Annotated in this window: 21 protein-coding genes; 3 read left to right on the top strand and 18 right to left on the bottom strand. The window is 64.1% G+C overall.

Annotation, left to right across the window (positions count from 1 at the left end; translation table 11 throughout):
• Window positions 1-72: 72 nt before the first annotated feature.
• The gene (locus FJ434_RS28480) at window positions 73-1,068 is read left to right on the top strand and encodes an ABC transporter permease (protein WP_140509571.1); all 996 of its coding nucleotides are present in this window, start codon (window positions 73-75) and stop codon (window positions 1,066-1,068) included.
• Window positions 1,069-1,192: 124 nt separating this feature from the next.
• On the opposite strand, the gene FJ434_RS28475 is transcribed toward FJ434_RS28480, so the two are convergent.
• From FJ434_RS28475 to FJ434_RS28425, 11 genes are all read right to left on the bottom strand, one after another.
• Window positions 1,193-1,408 carry a hypothetical protein gene (locus FJ434_RS28475; RefSeq protein ID WP_140752806.1) on the bottom strand — a complete coding sequence of 72 codons (216 nt, stop codon included), beginning with the start codon at window positions 1,406-1,408 and terminating at the stop codon, window positions 1,193-1,195.
• Window positions 1,405-2,160 (bottom strand): COG4280 domain-containing protein, encoded by a 756-nt coding sequence (locus FJ434_RS28470; RefSeq protein ID WP_140752804.1) that lies wholly within the window; start codon window positions 2,158-2,160, stop codon window positions 1,405-1,407. Before FJ434_RS28470 ends, FJ434_RS28475 begins: the two co-directional genes overlap by 4 nt.
• A 132-nt stretch (window positions 2,161-2,292) precedes the next feature.
• Entirely contained in the window at window positions 2,293-2,922 is a 630-nt protein-coding gene (gene phnN, locus FJ434_RS28465; protein ID WP_181166159.1) for a phosphonate metabolism protein/1,5-bisphosphokinase (PRPP-forming) PhnN, read from the bottom strand.
• Window positions 2,919-4,058: an alpha-D-ribose 1-methylphosphonate 5-triphosphate diphosphatase gene (locus FJ434_RS28460; RefSeq protein ID WP_140509577.1), complete on the bottom strand. Its 1,140-nt coding sequence runs from the start codon at window positions 4,056-4,058 to the stop codon at window positions 2,919-2,921. Before FJ434_RS28460 ends, phnN begins: the two co-directional genes overlap by 4 nt.
• Before the next feature lie 35 nt (window positions 4,059-4,093).
• Complete coding sequence (locus FJ434_RS28455; protein ID WP_140509578.1) at window positions 4,094-4,801, bottom strand: DUF1045 domain-containing protein; 708 nt, start codon at window positions 4,799-4,801, stop codon at window positions 4,094-4,096.
• 254 nt (window positions 4,802-5,055) lie between these two features.
• On the bottom strand, window positions 5,056-5,868 hold the full coding sequence (gene iolB / locus FJ434_RS28450; RefSeq protein ID WP_140509580.1) for a 5-deoxy-glucuronate isomerase: 813 nt from the start codon (window positions 5,866-5,868) through the stop codon (window positions 5,056-5,058).
• Between the two features lie 134 nt (window positions 5,869-6,002).
• On the bottom strand, window positions 6,003-6,215 hold the full coding sequence (locus FJ434_RS28445; protein ID WP_140509582.1) for a DUF3329 domain-containing protein: 213 nt from the start codon (window positions 6,213-6,215) through the stop codon (window positions 6,003-6,005).
• Between the two features lie 62 nt (window positions 6,216-6,277).
• Window positions 6,278-7,195, bottom strand: coding sequence for a myo-inosose-2 dehydratase (gene iolE, locus FJ434_RS28440; protein ID WP_140752802.1), 918 nt, complete (start codon window positions 7,193-7,195; stop codon window positions 6,278-6,280).
• Between the two features lie 109 nt (window positions 7,196-7,304).
• Window positions 7,305-9,155: a 3D-(3,5/4)-trihydroxycyclohexane-1,2-dione acylhydrolase (decyclizing) gene (gene iolD / locus FJ434_RS28435; RefSeq protein ID WP_140752800.1), complete on the bottom strand. Its 1,851-nt coding sequence runs from the start codon at window positions 9,153-9,155 to the stop codon at window positions 7,305-7,307.
• Between the two features lie 37 nt (window positions 9,156-9,192).
• Window positions 9,193-11,127, bottom strand: coding sequence for a 5-dehydro-2-deoxygluconokinase (gene iolC, locus FJ434_RS28430; RefSeq protein ID WP_140752798.1), 1,935 nt, complete (start codon window positions 11,125-11,127; stop codon window positions 9,193-9,195).
• A 157-nt stretch (window positions 11,128-11,284) separates the two neighbouring features.
• The gene (locus FJ434_RS28425; RefSeq protein WP_140509589.1) at window positions 11,285-12,130 is read right to left on the bottom strand and encodes a MurR/RpiR family transcriptional regulator; all 846 of its coding nucleotides are present in this window, start codon (window positions 12,128-12,130) and stop codon (window positions 11,285-11,287) included.
• Window positions 12,131-12,280: 150 nt separating this feature from the next.
• Between FJ434_RS28425 and FJ434_RS28420 the strand changes: the two genes are divergently transcribed.
• Window positions 12,281-13,390, top strand: a complete 1,110-nt coding sequence (locus tag FJ434_RS28420; protein ID WP_140509590.1) for a Gfo/Idh/MocA family oxidoreductase — start codon at window positions 12,281-12,283, stop codon at window positions 13,388-13,390.
• Between the two features lie 20 nt (window positions 13,391-13,410).
• Here FJ434_RS28420 and FJ434_RS28415 read toward each other — a convergent pair whose 3' ends face one another.
• A complete protein-coding gene (locus FJ434_RS28415) occupies window positions 13,411-14,109 on the bottom strand; it encodes a YafY family protein (protein ID WP_140509592.1) in 699 nt (232 codons plus the stop codon).
• Window positions 14,110-14,237: 128 nt separating this feature from the next.
• On the opposite strand from FJ434_RS28415, the gene FJ434_RS28410 reads away from it, so the two are divergent.
• Window positions 14,238-14,873, top strand: coding sequence for a LysE family translocator (locus FJ434_RS28410; protein ID WP_140509594.1), 636 nt, complete (start codon window positions 14,238-14,240; stop codon window positions 14,871-14,873).
• 32 nt (window positions 14,874-14,905) lie between these two features.
• On the opposite strand, the gene FJ434_RS28405 is transcribed toward FJ434_RS28410, so the two are convergent.
• The 6 genes from FJ434_RS28405 to iolG all read right to left on the bottom strand — a co-directional run bounded on the left by FJ434_RS28405 (window position 14,906) and on the right by iolG (window position 19,212).
• Window positions 14,906-15,997, bottom strand: coding sequence for a 3-deoxy-7-phosphoheptulonate synthase (locus tag FJ434_RS28405; protein WP_140752796.1), 1,092 nt, complete (start codon window positions 15,995-15,997; stop codon window positions 14,906-14,908).
• Window positions 15,998-16,277: 280 nt separating this feature from the next.
• The gene (locus FJ434_RS28400; RefSeq protein WP_140752794.1) at window positions 16,278-16,520 is read right to left on the bottom strand and encodes a hypothetical protein; all 243 of its coding nucleotides are present in this window, start codon (window positions 16,518-16,520) and stop codon (window positions 16,278-16,280) included.
• Between the two features lie 67 nt (window positions 16,521-16,587).
• Window positions 16,588-17,010 carry a type II toxin-antitoxin system VapC family toxin gene (locus tag FJ434_RS28395; RefSeq protein WP_140752792.1) on the bottom strand — a complete coding sequence of 141 codons (423 nt, stop codon included), beginning with the start codon at window positions 17,008-17,010 and terminating at the stop codon, window positions 16,588-16,590.
• Window positions 17,007-17,291, bottom strand: coding sequence for a type II toxin-antitoxin system prevent-host-death family antitoxin (locus FJ434_RS28390; protein ID WP_246673974.1), 285 nt, complete (start codon window positions 17,289-17,291; stop codon window positions 17,007-17,009). Before FJ434_RS28390 ends, FJ434_RS28395 begins: the two co-directional genes overlap by 4 nt.
• A 95-nt stretch (window positions 17,292-17,386) precedes the next feature.
• Window positions 17,387-18,181, bottom strand: coding sequence for an SDR family oxidoreductase (locus FJ434_RS28385; protein WP_140509601.1), 795 nt, complete (start codon window positions 18,179-18,181; stop codon window positions 17,387-17,389).
• Between the two features lie 35 nt (window positions 18,182-18,216).
• A complete protein-coding gene (gene iolG, locus FJ434_RS28380; protein ID WP_140752790.1) occupies window positions 18,217-19,212 on the bottom strand; it encodes an inositol 2-dehydrogenase in 996 nt (331 codons plus the stop codon).
• Window positions 19,213-19,499 lie beyond the last annotated feature (287 nt).

Raw genomic sequence — 19,499 nt, 5'->3', positions numbered from 1 at the left:
GGTTTTGCGGCAACGGCATGCATAAACAAAGAGCTGAAGCGCGCGACGCGCTTTAGCTAAGCGGAGACGACGATGACAAAGAAAGATCTTGGGCTGCTGATCCTGATCCTGGTGGTCGGAGCGATCGTTGCCATCATCAATCCGCGCTTCCTCCTGCCGATCAATCTCGCCAACACCTCGAACCTCATCGGTCTGTTTGGTATCCTATCGATAGGGCAGGCCTTCGTCATCATCACCGGCGGCATCGAGCTGTCCGTTGGCTCCGTCGTCGCGTTGCTCGGGACGCTGTTCATCGACTTCATCGCCGTACGCGGCATGGGATGGCCGATCGCCTTCGTGCTGATCCTGGTGCTCGGCGCCATCATCGGGCTGGCGCATGGCTGGCTGATCACGCGGCTCAAGCTGCAGCCCTTCGTCGTCACCTTGTGCGGCCTGTTGATCTATCGCGGCGTCGCGCGCTTCTACACCGCCGACGGCACGGCGGGCTTCGCCTTCGGCCAGAATTTCCCAACGCTCGAATTCCTGACCGCCGGCCGCTCGTATGGCGTGCCGAACTCCTTCTTCGCGCTGATCGTCATCGCCATCGTCATGTGGGTGGTGCTGCACCGCTCGGTGTTCGGGCGCTATCTCTACGCCATCGGCAAGAACGAGGAGGCGGCGAAATATTCCGGCATTCGCACCGGGCGCGTCGTCATGGCGGCTTACGTCATCTGCGGCGTGCTCACCGCGCTGTCGGCGATTTATTTCGCCATGTATACGCGCTCGATCTCGCCGGCCAGCCACGGCCAGTTCTATGAGCTCTACGCCATTGCGGCCGCCGTGCTCGGCGGCTTCTCGCTGCGCGGCGGCGAGGGCTCGCTGATCGGCGTCATCCTCGGCACGGTGCTGCTGCAGGAATTGCAGAACCTGGTCAACCTGCTCGGCATTCCCTCCTCGCTCAACTTCGCGGTGATGGGTGGCGTCATCCTCATCGGCGTGCTGGTCGACCAGCAATGGGGCGTGTTCCGGGCGCGGCGGCGGATGGTCGATGCCGCCCGCAAGGGCGCGGTCGGCGCCGCTGCGGAATAACCGCCTGCCAGCGTGGTGCTTGTCCCTGTGGAAGAAGTAGCATATCCGCGCTGCGGGGAGCCGAGGGGCTGGCGTGCCTTCATGGCCACCGCCGGGTCATCCCGTCCATGCGGCCTTGACTTAACTACCTGCTGCCCTCGCGCGCGGCGCGGCTAACGCTTTGCAAAAGGATGGCAAGGCAGCCGACCAGCAGCAGCCCACCGCCAAGCAGCGGTGGCAGTGCGAGCAGCTTCACCCCCGCGGTAACGGCGGCCACCAGGACCAGCGCCAGCAGCGCCAGATTGCCGTCATCGACGAACATGCCGAAGAATTCCCTGGCGACGAGACGAAGGACGTTCATCGGGCGAGCCCTCCGGCTGCTGTCGGACGGGTGCCGCGCAACCAACGCACCATGGCGAAGGACGCCAGAGCGACGATGGCGAAGATGGCGAGCAGGGCAAGATCGGCGCCCGGCCAGTCGGCGCCGATCCCCTCGCCGGTCCAGAAGATGCCAAAGCTGGTCAGCATCAGGCCGACCACGAATTTCAGCGCATTCTCGGGCACGCGCGCCAGCGGCCGGTGAACCGCCAGACCGACAAGCATCACCAGGATGAAAGCGGCCAGCGCGCCCATGCTGGCGTAAAATGTCTGTCCATGCGCGGCGCCGACGGCGATGACGATGAACACCACCTCGACGCCCTCGAGCAGCACCGCCTTGAAGGAGGCCAGTCCGGCGAGGTAGTCGGCGCGCCGGTCGTCGGCCTGCCGGTGCAGCGCCGCGGTTTCCTTGGCGAAGGCCGCCTCCTCGTCATGCAGGGCGATGACGCCGACGCTGCGCAGGATGGCCTTTCGCAGCCAGCGCATGCCGAACAGGATCAGCAGCACCCCGACAGCGAACTGCAGCGTCGTGACCGGTACCAGCGCCAGCAGCGGCCCGAACGCCAGCACGAGGGCCGCCAGCAGCGCCAGCGCCAGCGCGGCGCCCGCCAGTGCCGGACGCCAGCTGCGTGTCACCCCGACCGCAAGCACGATGGTGAAGGCTTCGACAACTTCGACCAGGGAGGCGAGAAATGCCGCCGTGATTGTCGAGAGGACGGGTGTCAATGTCTGCATCAAGGCTTCCTGTCTGGCTCGACCCTGATTCCCGGGGCGAATTCCGGATCGTAATCCAGAATCACCCTAGGCGGCCAGCATCCCCAAGCGTTCCGGCGGCAGCGCAAGCAAACGGGTGAAGCGGGCCCGGCTCTAGATCAGGCCCGACATGTCGGAAAAGGCCATCGCCTTGCGCAGCAGCTCGGCGAAGCGCTCGCCGGCCACCTCGCGCGGGCCGCTATTGTCGATCGATGTGACGCCCGGACCGGACAAGGTCACATTGGCGCTGCGCGCCAGCCGCGCCAGCACTTCGCCGCGCGACTCGCGGCCGCGCATCGCCAGCCGTTCCGCCAGCACCTCGGGCGAAGCGGTGATCTCGACGATTGCCAGATTGGCATAGCGTTCGCGCAAGGTGGGGATGATCGCGCGCGACACGTTGGCCACGGCGACGTGGCCATTGGAGACGGACCAGTCGACATCGGCAGGCAGGCCATAGCGCAGGCCATGCGCTTCCCAGGAGATGGCGAAGGCGCCGTCGGCATCGGCCTCGGCGAAGGCGGCGTCGGCCAGCGTGTCGTGATCCTCACTCGCCGCGTCGCTCGGCCTGGTGATGACGCGGCGCACGAACTCCAACTGCGTCTCGTCGGCGAAAAGCGCCTTGGCATAACCGATCACCGTGTCCTTGCCGGCACCGCTCGGGCCCACGACAGCGACAAAGACGCCGTGACGGATCGGAAAGGTTTCGGCGGACAGTTCGCGCTCGATCAAGGCCGACACCATCATGCCACCCGGCGTCCCTGCCGCCATACGGTGCGTACGACCGGAACGTGATCGTCGACGCGCACGCGCACCAGATCGGCGCGGCGTCCCTGCTCGATGACACCGCGGTCGTCAAGGCCGACGGCCTGCGCCGGGTTCTTCGAAACCATGGCGACGGCCTGCGGCAGCGAAATGCCTTCGACCATGTCACCGAGGAAGAAGGCCGACTGGATCAGGCTGAAGGGGATGTAATCGGAGGACAGGATGTCGAGCAGGCCGTCGCTGGCCAAGGTGCGGGCCGAGACATTGCCCGAATGCGAGGCGCCGCGCATGACATTGGGCGCGCCCATCAGCACGCCGAGCCCGGCGGCCTTCGAGGCCCGCGCCGCTTCCTCGGTGGTCGGGAACTCGGCCACCCGCACGCCCTGCTCGATGGCCTCGTCGACATGGGCCGACGTGGCGTCGTCGTGGCTGGCGAGCACGATGCCGCGCTCCTGGCAGGCGGCGGCGATGAAGACGCGGTTCGGTCCGGAGTTGCGTGCCGATTCGTCCATCCGCTTCTCGCAGAATTTCTGGAAGTCGCGATCCGAGAGTTTCAGCTTGCGCTGGTAGTAGTAGGCATAGGTTTCCAGATTGACGAACTGGCGCTGGCCCGGCGCATGGTCCATCAGCGATGCCAGCCTGACCCGCTCGTCGCCGTCGAAATTGGCGAATGCCTTGAGGCAATCCGGCGCTGAAACCTCGCAGCGAAGATGCAGGAAATGATCGGCCCGCAGACGGTCCTGCGCAACGCTGTCCTCGATCGCATCGGCCAGCTTGCGGATGTCGTCCAATGTCAGGTCGGCGTCTTCGTCCATGCCGACGCGGAGCGCGTCGAGCACGGTGGTGATGCCGGCGGTCGCGACCTGCGCGTCATGGGCAAGCACCGCGGCGATCGGGTTCCAGCGCACTTTCGGCCGCGGCGCGTAATGGCCTTCGAGATGATCGGTGTGGAGTTCGACCAGCCCGGGAATGATATAGTCGCCGCCCATGTCCTCGCCGATGCGGCCAGTGCCAGCATCGATGCCGGCGATAAAGCCGTCGCGCAGCACCAGTGAACCCTCGACGATCTCGTCGGCAAGAACGATGCGGGCGTTGGAAAGGACAGTTTCGACGGTCATTGCGGGTAGTCCTTGGTTCTTGCAGTCGGGTTCGTTCAGGCGATTTTCCGGGCCGGACGGCGTCCGAGCCCGTGCTGGGAAAGCGCCATGAACGGCGCACCGGGTTCGGGTTCGACAAACAATGTCAGCGCATCCACCAGCACGGGCTGGCGCAACACATCGGCGAAAAGGCTGTCGATCGCCGCGCGCAGCCGGGGGCTTTCCTGCGGTCCGGCTCGGCCGGACAGGGTCATGTGGAAGCGGAAGGTGTCGAAGACATAGGGGTAACCCCATTGGCAGAGATTGCGAAACTCGGCCGGCTTCAGCGAATCCGGACTGCGCCGCTCGATCTCGGCCTCGCTCAACGGAGCGCGAAACCGGTCGAAATCGCGCACGACGTCGTCGGCGAAGCGGTTGAGCGGAGGCAGCGGACCATCCGGCACAAGCGCGAAGAAGCCGTCGATCTGGCTGACGACAAGGCGCGGGACCGTCACGACAGGCGTTGCTTCGGCAAAACGGTCGAGCGCCGCGCGCAGCGAAGCCTCGGTCTCTGTGGCAGCCAGGTGGAAGGGCGCTTTCAGCGTGGCATGAAAGCCATAGCGGCGCGCCGAAGCGGTGTGGAAGGCCACTTCCGCCGCAGACAAGTCGGCAACGGCCTCAACAGGCCTGGTCGCGGCACCAAACGGGTCGCGGCCCAGCCAGTTGGCGGCGATTCGCGCCAGCGGCTCGTCCTGCCGGGGAGTGAAATAAATGGCATAACGCATGGGAAGTCCTCGTTAAAGCGCGCCGCGTTTGAAGTGAGGGTGCGACGCGCTTTAAGTCTTCATTTGGTGCATGTCGTCGTCCCAAAACCGCTACGCACTTTTGGGCGACATGCACTGGAACCGTTGCCATAGGTGATTTCCATGACGGATTGACGAAGCTTTGAAGGGTTTTCGAAGGCAAATCGACCCTCAGGGTCGTTAGCCGACGATTTTTCAAAGCTGGACCAATAGGTTCAGCCGGAAACGCAGAGCGGTCAGGCCTTCATCAACCATTCGTGCTCGGGCGCATTGTGGAATTTCCACGTCCGCTTCGGCCCGGCCATCACATTGAGATAATAGAGGTCATAGCCGTGGCAGGCGGCACAGGGATGATAGCCCCTGGGCACCAGCACCACGTCGCCGTCCTCGATCGCCATGGCTTCGTCCAGCGCGCGCCGGCCATCCTTGTCGGCGTCGGTATAGACGCGCTGGAAGGCAAAGCCCTGCGGCGGGTTGAGGCGGTGGTAGTAGGTCTCCTCGAGATAGGATTCAGCGGGCAGGTTGTCCTGGTCATGCTTGTGCGGCGGGTAGCTCGACGTGTGGCCGCCGGGCGTGATGACCTCGACCACCAGCAATGAGTCGGCGGGCTGGCCTTCCGGCAGGATGTTGGTGACGTAGCGCGTGTTGGTGCCCTTGCCCCGCACCTCCTGGCCGAGATCGTCCGGTCCGATCACCCGGACCGGCAGGCCGCCGCCAAGGCCGGGCGCCGAGCACACGCCAAGTTCCAGCTCGGTATCGGCCGTCACCGACCAGTCCGATCCCTGCGGCACGTAGACGGACCACGGCTTGCCCTCGAAAGGCGACATGCGCTCGCCGAGCAGGCCGAGGTCCTTGCCGGCGGCTGTCGCGGTACCCTTGCCGGTCACGAACACCAGGCAGACTTCACGGTCGTCCGTCTTTCCCGAGGCGCTTTCGCCTGGTTTCAGCCGATGCAGGTCGAAACCGACATAAGTCCAGCCGGCGCTTTTCGGCGTCACATGCGCGACGCGGCCATGGCCCTTGTCGGCTTTGACGAGCAGTTTGGACATTTTGTCTCTCCTGTTCCAGTGGCTTGACGGGTTGCAGCTTGTCCAGGCCGACGATTTCACCGGTTGTTCAAAAGGATCATCGCAGACGCCTCAGATTGGCCGAGGCGCTGCAAGTTAATCGCCTACGCGACCAGTCACTCCTTCGGTTCGGGCTCGGCCTCTTTTTCTTCAGCCGGCTTATAGAGATAAAAAAACTGCCAGGCGCCGTAGCCGGCGAAACCGAGCGCGATCACGCCCCAGAACGGCGTGCCGGAAGCGAATTCGATCACCGACCAGATCAGGCAGACCGCGACGACGGCGATGCGCCGCCAAAGCGGGCGGAAGAACGGGTGTTCATAATCTTTCATCGCGCCATCCGTAACTCAGCAATCTGCCTCAGATAGACCGCGCGGCACCGTGAATCCAGCCTTCAGGCACTCGGAAAGCCTTGTGTCTCGACGGTGTAGCCGGCATCCGTCATCACCCGCATCAGCTCCTTGTAGCCGACCTCAGCCATCTTGAGCGGCGGGTTCTTCCTGGGATCCTGCTCGGCCTCGACCACGAACCAGCCTTCATAGCCATGATCCGCGAAGCGCTGCACGATGGCGCCAAAATCGAGCGAACCGTCGCCCGGCACGGTGAAGGCGCCGAGCGCCACGGCGTCGAGAAAGGACTGCTTCGTACGGTCGAGCTTGTCGATCACATCCATGCGCACATCCTTCACATGGACATGGCTGATGCGCTTGTGATGGTTGTCGATGGCGCGCAGCACGTCGCCGCCGGCAAACGCGAGGTGTCCGGCATCGAGCAGCAGCGGGATGCCTTCGCCGGAATGGCGCATGAGGGCATCGAGCTCCGGCTCGGTCTCGACCACGGCCGCCATGTGATGGTGATAGGAAAGCGGCATGCCTTGCTCGGCGCACCATTCTCCGAATTCCGTCAGGCGCCGCGCGTAGGCTTTCATCTCATCACTGGTGAGCTTCGGCTTGGTGGCGAGCGGCTTGGATCGGTCGCCCTGGATCGAGCGGCCGACCTCGCCATAGACGATGCAAGGCGCGTCAACCGCCTTGAACAAGTCGATCATCGGCTGGATGCGGTCCTTGTTGGCAGCCATTTCTTCGTCGACCAGCGTGCCCGAGAACCAGCCGCCGCAGAGCGTCACGTCGGCGGCCTTCAGGATCGGCAGCATGACGGCGGGATCGTTGGGGAAGCGGCGGCCCATCTCCATGCCTGTAAAGCCGGCCGAGCGCGATTGGCGCAAGCATTCCTCCAGCGACACGTCATCGCTGAGTTCGGCAAGATCGTCGTTCCACCATGCAATGGGGGACATGCCCAGTTTGGCTTTCAAGTCGTCACTCCGGTGCTAAAACAGTTTCTTGTTCGTTGGAGCCGCCCTCATCCGCCTGCCGGCACCCTCTCCCCGTAAACGGGAGAAGGGAGGAGCCTTGGCGCCGACATCAATCGCCGATGGTCTGCATCTGCCGTTTCTCATCATAGACCTTGCGCGCCGCGTTGACCTGGCTGCGGGCGGACACTTCCGGCACCGCCACGTCCCACCAATGGCCGCCGGCGTCGGTGGAAACCAGCGGATCGGTGTCGATGACCAGCACGGTGGTGCGGTCGTTCTTCTTGGCCTTCTGCAGCGCGTTTTCCAGCTCGGCGATGGACGGCACCTTCTCGGCGATCGCCCCCATGCTCGCCGCATGCGCGGCAAAGTCGATGTCGGGCAAAATATCGTGGCGCGAGTCCTTCAGGAGATTGTTGAAGTTGGCGCCACCGGTCGCCATCTGCAGCCGGTTGATGCAGCCAAAACCCCTGTTGTCGAGCAGCACGATGGTGAGCTTGAGGCCAAGCATCACCGAGGTGGCGATCTCGGAATTCAGCATCAGATAGGAGCCGTCGCCGATCATGACCACGACCTCATCGTCGGGCTTGGCCATCTTGGTGCCGAGCCCGCCGGCGATTTCGTAGCCCATGGTCGAGAAGCCGTATTCGGCATGGTAGGAGCCGGGCGCGCCCGCTTGCCAGAGCTTGTGCAATTCGCCGGGAAGGCCACCTGCGGCATGCAGCAGCGTCACGCCGGAGCCCATGGCGCGCTGCACGGCGCCGATCACCTGCGCGTCGGAGGGGAAAGCGGCATTGGTCGAGGCCGTCACCTTGGCCGCATCGGCCTGCCAGGCTTCCTTGCCGGTGACCGCATTGTCAGTCCAGGCCTCAGGCGCCTTCCAGTCTTGCAGCGCGGCGGCGAGTTCGGCGAGCCCTTCGGCCGCGTCGGCGACCAGCGGCAGCGCCCGGTGTTTGCCGGCATCGAAAGGCTGCACGTTGAGCCCGATGATGGTCTTGCCCGAATTCTTGAACAGCGCCCACGAGCCGGTGGTGAAATCCTGCAGCCGCGTGCCGATGGCAAGCACCACATCGGCCTCTTCCGCCAGCCGGTTGGCGGCCGAGGTGCCGGTGACGCCAACCGCCGCCATGTTGAGCTTGTGATCGTCCGGCAGCGAGGACTTGCCGCCTTGCGTCTCGCAGACCGGAATGCCCGCGCCTTGCGCGAATTTGGCCAGTTCATCGGAAGCCTGCGAATAGAGAACGCCGCCTCCGGCAATGATCAATGGCTTCCTGGCGCCCTTGAGTGCCGCGACGGCGGCCGCCAGTTCGCCGCGGTCCGGACGCGGCCGCCGCTGGCGCCAGACCCGCTCGGCAAAGAAGCTCTCGGGATAGTCATAGGCCTCGGCCTGTACATCCTGGCAGAGCGAAAGCGTCACCGGGCCGCAATCGGCGGGGTCGGTCAGCACCTGCATGGCGCGATTGAGCGCCGGGATGATCTGTTCCGGCCGCGTGATGCGGTCGAAATAGCGCGACACCGGCCGGAAGCAGTCGTTGACCGTCGCCGTGCCGTCGGAAAAATCCTCGGCCTGCTGCAGAACGGGGTCGGGAATGCGGTTGGCGAAGACATCGCCCGGCAAAAACAGGACGGGCAACCTGTTTACGTGGGCAAGTGCTGCCGCCGTCACCATGTTCAGCGCGCCGGGGCCGATCGAAGAGGTCGCGGCCATGAAGCGACGGCGGAAATTGGCCTTGCCATAGGCGATCGCCGCATGCGCCATCGCCTGTTCGTTATGGGCGCGAAAGGTCGGCAGTCGGTCGCGCACCTGGTAGAGCGCTTCGCCGATGCCGGCGACATTGCCATGGCCGAAGATCGCCCAGACGCCACCAAAAATCGGCACCTTTTTGCCGTCGATCTCGGTCATCTGGTGGGACAGGAAGCGGGTCAGCGCCTGCGCCATCGTCAGGCGGATTGTCTTGGTCATATCGGTTTTTCCTCCGCAGTCCTTATGCAGCGCCTTGTTATGCCGCCTTGCGGCCGCGCGCGGCAAGCCACGCTTCGGTCAGTTGTTCGAAGCGCGACGCCATGTCGGCGACAGCCTCCTCATCCGACATCTTGCCGGCCAGCCATTGTTCGGCGGCGTGGACGAAGATGGTGCGGCCGACGGCAAAGCCTTTCACGATGGGCGCCTTGGCGGTGGCGGCGAACGCCGCTTCCAGTTCGTCCTGCGGCGCTTCCAGGCCAAGCAGTACGATGCCTCGGCACCGGGGATCGTGCTTCAGGATCACCGCCTCGATCCTGGCCCAGGCGCCGCTCGACGCCTGCGGTTCGAGCTTCCACCAGTCCGGCTTGATGCCGAGCGCATAGAGTTCCTCCAGCGCGCGCGGGATCGTCGTATCGTCGAGCTTGCCATGCTTGCCGGCGATGATCTCGATCAGAAGTTCCCGGCCGACTTTGCGTGCGGCCTCGAACAGCGCGCGCAGCTTCTGCTGCTGTTCTTCCTTCAAGGCCGCCGGATCGTCCGGATGGTAGAAGCACAGGCACTTGATGCAGTGGTCGACCGGCCATTCGGTGAGTTGCGAGCCGATGTCCTGGGAGAATTCGAAGCGCAGCGGCCGCGAGCCCGGCAGTTCCACCGGGCGTCCAAGCCAGGCGAAGGGATGCCGGGCGAACTCGAACATCGCCTCGCGGCCATGTTTCTCGTCGATCAGCATGCCATAGCCGTCGCGGCCGGCGGCGACCTTGGCCGCTGCCTTGACCGCCAGCACCTTGAAGTCGCGTATGCGCGCCGGATCGGCGCCGGTCTTGGCTGCTACATCCTCGAGCTGCACACGGTGATCGCAGGCAAGCGCCATCAGCGACGGGATGTCGCGCCGGCGTGTCGTCGCCCAATGGATGTGGTTGATTGCCTCGTCCTTGCGCAGCGCGCGATGCTTGCTGCCGTTCCTGAGGAAGAACTGCAGCTCCTCGAAGGTCGGATATTCCGGCGCGCAGAGCAGCCGCGACACGGCGAAGGCGCCGCACGCATTGGCCCAGGTCGCCGCGGTGGCGAAGCTTTCGCCGCCGAGCCAGCCACGCAGCAAGCCCGACATGAAGGCGTCACCGGCGCCCAGCACGTTGTAGATCTCGATCGGGAAACCCTCGCCGACGATGCCGTCCTCGAGATCGTCGCTGATCGGCCCGTCATAGACGATGCAGCCCATGGCGCCGCGCTTCAAGACGATGGTGGCCGAGGACAGGGCGCGGATCGCCTTCAGCGCGCTCAGGCAGTCGTCGGCGCCGGACGCGATCATGATCTCTTCCTCGGTGCCGACGATGAGATCGCAATCGGGCAGCACCGTCTTCAACTGAGCCGAGACCCGGTCCGATTTGACATAACGCTCAAAGCCCTCGGCGTGGCCGGCGAGACCCCACAGGTTCGGCCGGTAGTCGATGTCGAAGACCACCTTGCCGCCCCTGGCCTTCATGATGCGGATGGCCTTGCGCTGGGCGGCGTCACTGTTGGGGCGGGAAAAGTGCGTTCCGGTGACGACGATCGCGCGGGCCGAGGAAATAAACGCCTCGTCGATGTCCTCTTCGGCCAGCGCCATGTCGGCGCAGTCCGAACGGTAGAAGATCATCGGCGAAACGCCTTCGCTCTCGACCGAAAGCAGCACCAGCGCGGTCAGCCGCTCCTTGTCGGTCTTCAGCCCGTCGACATTGACGCCTTCGCGCTTCAGTTGTTCGCGGATGAAGCGGCCCATCTGCTCGTCGCCGACACGCGTCAGCAGTGCCGAGCGCAACCCGAGGCGCGCCGTGCCGACCGAGATGTTGGCCGGGCAGCCGCCGACCGACTTGGCGAAAGAGGTGATGTCCTCAAGCCGCGAGCCGATCTGCTGGCCATAGAGGTCGACGGACGCGCGGCCGATGGTGATGACGTCGAGCGGCGCCTGTCTTGCGTCCACGGCTTCGCTCATTGGAACCTCCCGTCGGTCTTGTCGTCATGGACAACATTGTTTGGGTAACACGCGCGAGCGGCAGCGTGGCGCCGACAATATGAAATAATAATTCCAATCCATAGTCAATATGGAATGAGCATTCCCTGGGCTAAAATTGCCTTGATGGGATGCTCGATCAAGCCTTGCGCTTGCGAGTCGCGTCGCGCCGCTTCTCGCCGACGCCGACGGTCAGCGCCATGGCCAGCGCCATTGTCGCCGACAGCGAGCGGAAGCCGGCGAAATCCGCCTCGGCAACCTCGAACCAGACCCTGGCGAACTGGGCGAGCGGCGAGAACGAGCTGTCGGTGATGGCAACGATCGGCACCCCTTGCTCGGCAATGGCGCGCGCCTCCTCGATCGTGGCCGGCGCGTAGGGCGAGAAGCTGATGGCGATGACGGCGTCCGCCGGCGTGGCGAAGCCGACCATCTCGGCATTCAGGCCGGCGGCCGATTCGATCAGCTGGTTGCGGATCTTCAGCTTACCGAGCGCATAGGCGATATAACTCGCCACAGGATAGGAGCGCCGCTTGGCCAAGACATAGATGGTCTGCGCCTTTGCCAGCAGCGAAATCGCGTCTTCAAGATGCGTGTCATCCAGCGTGCGGGAAATATCGTTGAGCGAGGTGCTGGCGGCGGCGATGAAGCCGTCGAAGATCGCCCGGTGACCGGCGCCGCCCTCGGCCTTGGCGCGCAGCGCTTGCAGCCGCTCGTCATAGGAGGAGTTGCGCTCGCGCAGCCGCTCGCGGAACACCTGCTGCAGGCTGGTAAAACCGTCGAAACCGAGTTGCTGGGCAAAGCGGATCAGGGTCGAGGGCTGCACGCCGGCCGAAGCGGCGATGCTGGCGGCGGTGCCGAAGGCGATATCGTCGGGATTGTCGAGCGCATAGGCGGCGATCTGGGCGATGCGCTTGGGCAAGCTCTCGCGCCGATCCAGAATGGTGGCGCGCAGCGTCTCGAAGTCGCGAGGTACCTGTTCGTCCATCGTCGCTCTGTTCAGGCTGTCTGGAAGCTCTCTCTGCCCCATCATAGCGGGCCTGCGCAAGAACGCCATAAAAAATGAGGCAGACATTCCATTCCTGGAGAAAATGGACTAATTCATCCACGCAGCATTCATGGCAGCGGAGGACGAAAAATGGTCGGCGTAGGTCTTATCGGCACGGGCTTCATGGGCAAATGCCACGCCATCGCGTGGAGTGCGGTCGGTGCGGTCTTTCCGGACGCGACCAAGCCAAGGCTCGTCCATCTCGGCGAGATCAACGAGGATCTCGCCAGGCGCAAGGCCGGCGAGCTCGGCTTCGCCAAGGCCTCCGGCGACTGGCGCGCCGTGATCAATGATCCCGAAGTCGATATCGTCTCGCTCACCACGCCCAACCAGTTTCATCCGGAGATGGCCATCGCCGTCCTCGAAGCCGGCAAGCATCTGTGGTGCGAAAAGCCGATGGCCCCGAGCTTTGCCGAAGCCGAGGCGATGGCAGCCGCGGCCAAGAAATCAGGCAAGGTCGCGGCGCTTGGCTACAACTACATCCAGAGCCCGGCCATCCGTCACATCGGCGCGCTGCTCGACGAGAAGATCATCGGCGAGGTCAACCATCTGCGCATCGAGATGGATGAGGATTTCATGGCCGATCCCGAGGCGCTTTTCTTCTGGAAGCACGAGGCGTCTTCCGGCTACGGTGCGCTCGACGATTTCGCCGTGCATCCGCTGTCGCTGGTCACGGCGCTGTTCGGCCGCGTCGCCAGCGTCATCTGCGACATGGCCAAGCCCTATGCCGACCGCAAACTGGCGGCCGGCGGGCGCCGCGCGGTCGAGACCTACGATATCGCCAGCGTGCTGATGCATCTCGAAAACGGCGTTGCCGGCACGCTGCAGGTCAACCGCTCGGCCTGGGGCCGCAAGGGCCGCATCGCCATCCAGATCTTCGGCTCCAAGGGATCGATCCTGTTCGACCAGGAGCGGATGAACGAATTCCAGCTCTACCTCACATCGGACCGGCCGACCGAACAGGGCTATCGCACCATATTGGTGGCGCCGCAGCACAGGCCCTACGACCTTTTCGTACCGGCGCCCGGCCACAGCCTCGGCTTCAACGACCTCAAGATCATCGAATGCCATGAATTGCTGACGCGGCTTGCCGGCAAGCCGGCCCGGCTCATCGAGTTCGCCGAAGGGCTGGAGATCGAGCGCACCGTGCATGCGATGGCGCGTTCGTTCGAGGAGAAGCGCTGGGTGGATGTAAGGTAGGGTTCACTGCGCTGGTCGCCTTAGCCGGCGGCCGCTGCATTGACTTCCCATCCATCGACCCAGATCTGCCGCAAACGATCGCCTTCGCCCTTGAAGCGTAGGCCGGTCGGCTGGCAATCCTCGATGCGGTCGCTGCGGAAATTGCGGATTGCCTGGCGCAGTTCGCACCAGGCTACGATGTTGGCGGTCTCGGCGTAATAGATCAGCGCGATCGGACGAATCAGGCGCTCGGAGGCACGGCCGAGTTCGTCGCGGTAGGAAAGATCGAGCTTTTCCTCGTCGCGGATGGCGCGGCGCACCAGCGCAAGGTCGATCGTGCCGGCGGACGGTGCGGCGAAGCCCCAGGCGTGCAACGCATTGGCCTCGAGCGTCTGACGCAAGGGCGGCGGCACCGCGCCGGCGATCTTGGCGCTGACGCGCTTGGCCGCCTGCTTGAGTTCGTCGTCTCCGGTGCGCTCCAGCAGCGCCAGCGACAGCACGATCGCCTCCATCTCCTCGATCGAGAACATCAGCGGCGGCAGGTCGAAACCGGGGCGCAGTATGTAGCCGACGCCACGGCCGCCCTCGATCGGGACACGCATGGCCTGCAGTGCCGCGATGTCGCGGTAGATCGAGCGTATCGTCACTTCCAGCTGCCCCGCAATCATTGCCGCCGTCACCGGCCGGCTGGCCAGCCGCAGGATCTGAATGATCTCGAACAGGCGCGATGCCTTGCGCATTTTTTTCACCGGCTGCGATCACAACTGACACACCATCGTCAGTTGGCTCGATCTATAGGACCGCCCATCGGCTTGAAAATCAACAAATTCCTTGCCGGCGCGGCGGCGGGAGGCGACGGGCAACTGACATGAGCTATGCGGAAAATCTCTGGCTTTTCTTTCTTCTCCTGTTCGGCATCATCGCCGTTCCAGGCATGGACATGCTGTTCGTGCTTGCCAATGCGCTGACCGGTGGGCGCGACAGGGGCCTGGCGGCGACCGGCGGCATCATGGTCGGCGGCATGGTGCACACGCTGAACGGCGCTATCGGCGTCGGCCTGCTCATGCATTTCGTGCCGATCCTGTTCAAGCCACTGCTGCTTGCCGGCGCCGCCTACATGGCATTCATCGGCCTCACGCTGATGCGCAGCTCGATCACCGTCGGCCATGACGGGCCAGTCGGCAGCCGTTCCGCATGGAAGGCGTTTCGCCAAGGTTTCGTGACCTGCCTGATCAATCCCAAGGCCTATCTCTTCGTCCTGGCTGTCTACCCGCAGTTCCTGAAACCGCACTACGGTCCGATCTGGATGCAGGCGACGATCATGGGCCTGCTGACCGTGCTGACGCAGGCCGCGATCTATGGCGGGCTCGCAATATCAGCCGGCCGCAGCCGCAAGCTGTTGGTCGCCAATCCGCGAGCGACAGCATTCGCCGGCCGGGCGGCCGGGCTGCTGCTGTTTGCGGTCTCCGTGTTCACTGCATGGGAAGGCTTGAGGGCGGCGTAATTCCGGTTGGCGCCGCCCCTATCACCGTCGTATCAGGCTGCCCCTTGCCGGCTGTCCAGCATGGCGCGGCGGGCCGAGCGGCGCCATTCGACGGCGCCGGCAAGACCGTGCAGCACAGTCTCGGTTGTCGCCCAGTCGATGCAGCCATCAGTGATGCTCTGGCCGTAGACCAGCGGCTTGCCGGCCACGACATCCTGCCGGCCGGCGACGAGATTGCTCTCGATCATGACACCGATGATGCGCTCGTCGCCCGCCGCCACCTGGCCCGCGACATCGGCCGCCACTTTCGGCTGATTCTCGGGCTTCTTGGCTGAATTGGCGTGGCTGACGTCGACCATCAGACGGGGCGCGATGCCGATGCGGGCGAGTTCCAAGGATGCGGCCTCGACGCTTGCCGCGTCATAGTTGGGCTGAACACCGCCGCGCAGGATGACATGGCAATCCTCGTTGCCCGTCGTCGCCGCGATGGCGCTGCGTCCGCCCTTGGTCACAGCCATGAAATGATGCGGCTGGGCGGCCGACTTCACCGCCTCGCCGGCGATCCTGAGATTGCCGTCGGTGCCGTTCTTGAAGCCGACCGGGCAGGAGAGGCCGGAGGCCAGCTCACGATGGATCTGGCTCTCGGTCGTGCGCGCGCCGATGGCGCCCCAGGCGACGAGGTCGGCAATGTATTGCGGCGTCGTCATGTCGAGGAATTCGGTCGCCGCCGGCAGGCCGAGATTGTTGACGGCGGAAAGCACGTTGCGCGCCATCCGCAGCCCCTTGTCGATGTTGAAGCTGCCGTCGAGGTCGGGATCGTTGATCAGGCCTTTCCAGCCGACCGTCGTGCGCGGCTTTTCGAAATAGACGCGCATCACGATCTCGAGCCGGTCGGCCAGGGCCTCACGCAGCGCCGCCAGACGGCTGGCATAGTCAACGGCCGCGACCGGATCGTGGATGGAACAGGGGCCGACGATGACAATAAGTCGATCGTCGGCCCCTGTCAGGATGGAATGGATGGCGTTGCGCGAGGCGGCAACGGTGCGTGTCGCCGTCAGTGAGCGCGGTATCTCGCGCATCACCTCTTCCGGCGTGCTCAGCAGTCTAAGTTCCTTGACCCGAAGGTCGTCTGTGGTGGTCAACACGGCTTTCTGCTCCTGTTAGAGCAATTCCAGGAAAAGTGCGTAGCGGTTTTCCGTCCGGAATTGCGTAAAACTATGTTTGGGAACCTGCCGGCTGAAACAAAAAAGCCGCCAGGTCTGGCGGCTGTTCGGATCTTGTTGCTGCAATCTTCAGATCGAGCGCAATCCTCCCGCCGCCAGCGAGCTCCTAAAGTACCAGTACGTGGCGGTCAGGTTGATCATGCGGCTCATATAGTGGAAGCGAGGGCGTTTGTCACGCGGCTTGATGAGGCAACGCATTGCCTCAGTTTGCGATGTGCTCCTGGCCCTGGGAGAACCAGATGCCGCGCCGGAGCCAGTTGGTGCTGCCCAAATTTGGCAGGACGTGATTTTGGTCGAGATCGTTCATGTCCTTGATGATCTCGATGTTGACGATTTTCTGGGCGGATCCGAAGGCAAGCTCGAAGAGGTGCAGGGCGTCGGCTTCCGACCGTGCGGTGACGCCGACACCGAGATGACCACTTATCTTGATCCAGTACGGGTGCATCGAGACGTCCTCCTGTAACAAGGGGACATTGGTCGCTTTCGAGGACCGACATGCAACGTCGAACGGCTCATGCGGTCCAGGGATCGAAGAGTTCAATTCCAAAGCCTTCGAAGTCCCTGGTGTTGCGCGTTGCCAAAGTCAGCTCCTGCGCAACCGCGGTGGCTGCGATCAGTCCCTCCATCGACGACAGACCGCGACCCCGACGTTTCGCAAGGCCCATCAGGTCGCCCCAAGCCAAGGCAACCAGTTCGTCCACCGGAAGAACCCTCTGCTCGAAGCGCTGCGGCAAGTCCCGAGCGAGCCATTCGGCCAACGCCTCGCGTTTGCGGCCCTCATCCATGAGGGCGACGCCGCGCCGGATCTCGGCGATCGACACGACGCTGATGAACGAGCGGTCCTCATCAAGCCCGTCCAGCCAATCCAAAACGCGTGCGTCCGGCGACGGCCTTGTCACCTCGGACAGGACATTCGTGTCGAGCAGCAATCTCACAACGGCAGATCACGCGGTTCGTCGCGTTGACGTTCAAGGTCGAGATCGGCGCCGCGCAGCGGCGACTCCAGCAGAAACTCCGCAAGCGTACCCTTGCGCGCGGTCTTCCGCTGCCATTCCTCGGCCGAGACCACAACCACGCTTGGTTTGCCGTTTCTGGTGATTGTCTGAGGCGACGACTGCGCGCGCTCGATAACCTCCGAGAGCCGGGCTTTTGCACCGGCGACTGTCCAGTTGGTGCTTTCTTTGGAAGCAGACAGCATTTCGATCCCCGTGACCATTCTGACTACCTTGACTATATTGGAATAGCGAAGCGCCGGCAACAGGGGCCGGCGCTTGGCAGAACTGCTTCTGGACGTGGACTACTCGGTTGTCGCTATTCCGGCGACGATCCCGCGACGCTCTGGTCGTAGTCGACCAGCGATCCGGTCATGACGCCCGATTGCGGGCTGACCATGTAGCTGATCAGCCGCGCGAGCTGGTCCGGCTTGACCAACTGGCCCATCGGCTGCGCCGCTTCGGCCTTCTCCAGCCAGTCGTCGGCTGCTCCGTGCCATTTCTTCTGAACTATGTCCTCGCCCTCGGTGTCCATCCAGCCGGGCAGCACGGCGTTGCAGCGGATGCGGTTGAAGCGATAGGCGTTGGCGACGTTCTTGGTCAGCGTCATCAGTGCGCCCTTGCTGGTCGAATAGGGCGTGAGGAAGGACTGGCCGGCATGCGCCGACATCGACAGCACGTTGACGATCGAGCCGGGCGCCTTTTTCTCCAGGAGATGCGCCACCACGCCCTGCATCAGGAAGAAGGGGCCGCGCACATTGGTGTCGAATATCTGGTCGAAGAGCTCTTCCGATGTCTCGACCAGCGAGCCACGCGCGGAGGTGGCCGCGGCGTTGACCAGCGCGTTGATGCCGCCGAAATGGGAGAGCGCGGTGGCGACCGCGCGCTTGCAGTCCGCAACCTTCGAAACGTCGGCGCTGATGAAGATGGCGTCGACGCCTGATTTCTTGAAATGGGCGACTGCCTTGTCACCCTTTTCCTGCGAGCGGCCGATGAGCGCCAGCGCCCGGCAGCCCTCGTCGGCCAGGGCTTCGGCGACGGCAAAGCCGATGCCTTGCGCGCCGCCGGTGACGATGGCGCGTGTGTTCGAATTGCGATCGGCGGATGCGCTCATCGCTATGCTCCTGTGCGTTGGGTCCGGATGCGTTCTTACTTGTCCAAGCGGACGGTCTTGCCCGTGGTCGCCGACTTCAGCGCCGCATCGGCCAGCCTGAGCGCCACGAGGCCGTCCGCGCCACTCGGCGCCGCCTTCTTGCCTGAAGTCGCCGCGGTGATGAAGGCGGCGATCTCGTTGGCGTAGGCGTCGAGGTAGCGGGTCATGAAGAAATCGTGCAGCGGCGGGCGCGTATAGCCCTTCTCGTTGGCCAGCTCGATCGACACCGGCCGCTGATTCTCGGCCGCCACCATGCCCTTGGAGCCATGCACCTCGATGCGCTGGTCGTAGCCATAGGTGGCGCGGCGCGAATTGGAGATGACGGCCTGCTTGCCCGATGCGGTTTCAAGGATGACGCTGACCGAGTCGAAATCGCCGGCCTCGCCGATTTTCTTGTCGACCAGCACCGAAGCGTGTGCGCTGACAGCGACCGGCTCCTCGCCGAGCAGGAAACGCGCCATGTCGAAATCATGGATGGTCATGTCGCGGAAAATGCCGCCGGAGCGGGCGATGTAGTCGAGCGGCGGGGCGCCGGGATCGCGCGACGTGATGGTGACCATCTCGACGGTGCCGATGGCGCCGTCGTCGATCGCCTTGCGCACGGCGGCGAAATGCGGGTCGAAGCGCCTGTTGAAGCCGACCATCAGCGTCGCCTTGGCCTTGTCGACCACCGCCAGGCACTCCTCGACCCGCTTGACGTCGAGATCGATCGGCTTCTCGCAGAAGATGGCCTTGCCGGCCTTGGCGAAGCGCTCGATCAGATCGGCATGCGTGTCGGTCGGCGTGCAGATGACGACCGCGTCAATGTCTTTCGATTTTTCGATGGCGTCGATGGTCCGCACCTCGGCGCCATAGGCAACAGCCAGTTCGCTCGCCGCCTTCTCGAAAGCGTCGGCAACGGCGACCAGTTTTGCCTGGGGGTTGGAACCAACGGCGCGGGCGTGGACCTTGCCGATGCGGCCGGCACCAAGGAGGGCGAAGCGAACAGTCATGGAAATTTCCTCTGGGGATGGTTCGAAGCGGGACGCCGGTCATGGGCGCTAGATCATTTTCCGGTCAAGTCAGATCGACGGGAAGGCGATGACCGTCGCCTCCGAGCCCGGCCTCAGGCCGCGAGTTCCGCCTCGCCGGTCTTGGCGCCGGTGATGTACGATACGATGTCCTGCCCATCGGTATTCTCCTTGCGCAGATTGGCGACGATACGGCCGCGCCGGAACACCACGATGCGGTCGCAAAGGTCGAACACCTGACGCATGTTGTGGCTGATCAGGATCAGCGG

This window comes from Mesorhizobium sp. B2-5-13, from assembly GCF_006440535.1.
Taxonomy (GTDB): Bacteria; Pseudomonadota; Alphaproteobacteria; order Rhizobiales; family Rhizobiaceae; genus Mesorhizobium; species Mesorhizobium salmacidum.
The sequence above is the reverse complement of the archived record's forward strand: the minus strand, read 5'-3'. Positions and strand labels throughout refer to the sequence as shown.

Bases quoted from the DNA above. Each gene is read 5' to 3' on its own strand.
- phnN (WP_181166159.1), bottom strand. From the start codon at position 2,922: ATGATGGTGTCGGCCTTGATCGAGCGCGAACTGTCCGCCGAAACCTTT.
- FJ434_RS28425 (WP_140509589.1), bottom strand. From the start codon at position 12,130: ATGGACGAACAGGTACCTCGCGACTTCGAGACGCTGCGCGCCACCATT.
- FJ434_RS28460 (WP_140509577.1), bottom strand. From the start codon at position 4,058: ATGACCGTCGAAACTGTCCTTTCCAACGCCCGCATCGTTCTTGCCGAC.
- iolG (WP_140752790.1), bottom strand. From the start codon at position 19,212: ATGACTGTTCGCTTCGCCCTCCTTGGTGCCGGCCGCATCGGCAAGGTC.
- iolD (WP_140752800.1), bottom strand. From the start codon at position 9,155: ATGACCAAGACAATCCGCCTGACGATGGCGCAGGCGCTGACCCGCTTC.
- FJ434_RS28480 (WP_140509571.1), top strand. From the start codon at position 73: ATGACAAAGAAAGATCTTGGGCTGCTGATCCTGATCCTGGTGGTCGGA.
- FJ434_RS28445 (WP_140509582.1), bottom strand. From the start codon at position 6,215: ATGAAAGATTATGAACACCCGTTCTTCCGCCCGCTTTGGCGGCGCATC.
- FJ434_RS28400 (WP_140752794.1), bottom strand. From the start codon at position 16,520: ATGCACCCGTACTGGATCAAGATAAGTGGTCATCTCGGTGTCGGCGTC.
- FJ434_RS28455 (WP_140509578.1), bottom strand. From the start codon at position 4,801: ATGCGTTATGCCATTTATTTCACTCCCCGGCAGGACGAGCCGCTGGCG.
- FJ434_RS28410 (WP_140509594.1), top strand. From the start codon at position 14,238: ATGAGCTATGCGGAAAATCTCTGGCTTTTCTTTCTTCTCCTGTTCGGC.
- FJ434_RS28390 (WP_246673974.1), bottom strand. From the start codon at position 17,291: ATGGTCACGGGGATCGAAATGCTGTCTGCTTCCAAAGAAAGCACCAAC.
- FJ434_RS28415 (WP_140509592.1), bottom strand. From the start codon at position 14,109: ATGCGCAAGGCATCGCGCCTGTTCGAGATCATTCAGATCCTGCGGCTG.
- FJ434_RS28470 (WP_140752804.1), bottom strand. From the start codon at position 2,160: ATGCAGACATTGACACCCGTCCTCTCGACAATCACGGCGGCATTTCTC.
- FJ434_RS28475 (WP_140752806.1), bottom strand. From the start codon at position 1,408: ATGAACGTCCTTCGTCTCGTCGCCAGGGAATTCTTCGGCATGTTCGTC.
- iolC (WP_140752798.1), bottom strand. From the start codon at position 11,127: ATGAGCGAAGCCGTGGACGCAAGACAGGCGCCGCTCGACGTCATCACC.
- FJ434_RS28420 (WP_140509590.1), top strand. From the start codon at position 12,281: ATGGTCGGCGTAGGTCTTATCGGCACGGGCTTCATGGGCAAATGCCAC.
- iolB (WP_140509580.1), bottom strand. From the start codon at position 5,868: ATGTCCAAACTGCTCGTCAAAGCCGACAAGGGCCATGGCCGCGTCGCG.
- FJ434_RS28385 (WP_140509601.1), bottom strand. From the start codon at position 18,181: ATGAGCGCATCCGCCGATCGCAATTCGAACACACGCGCCATCGTCACC.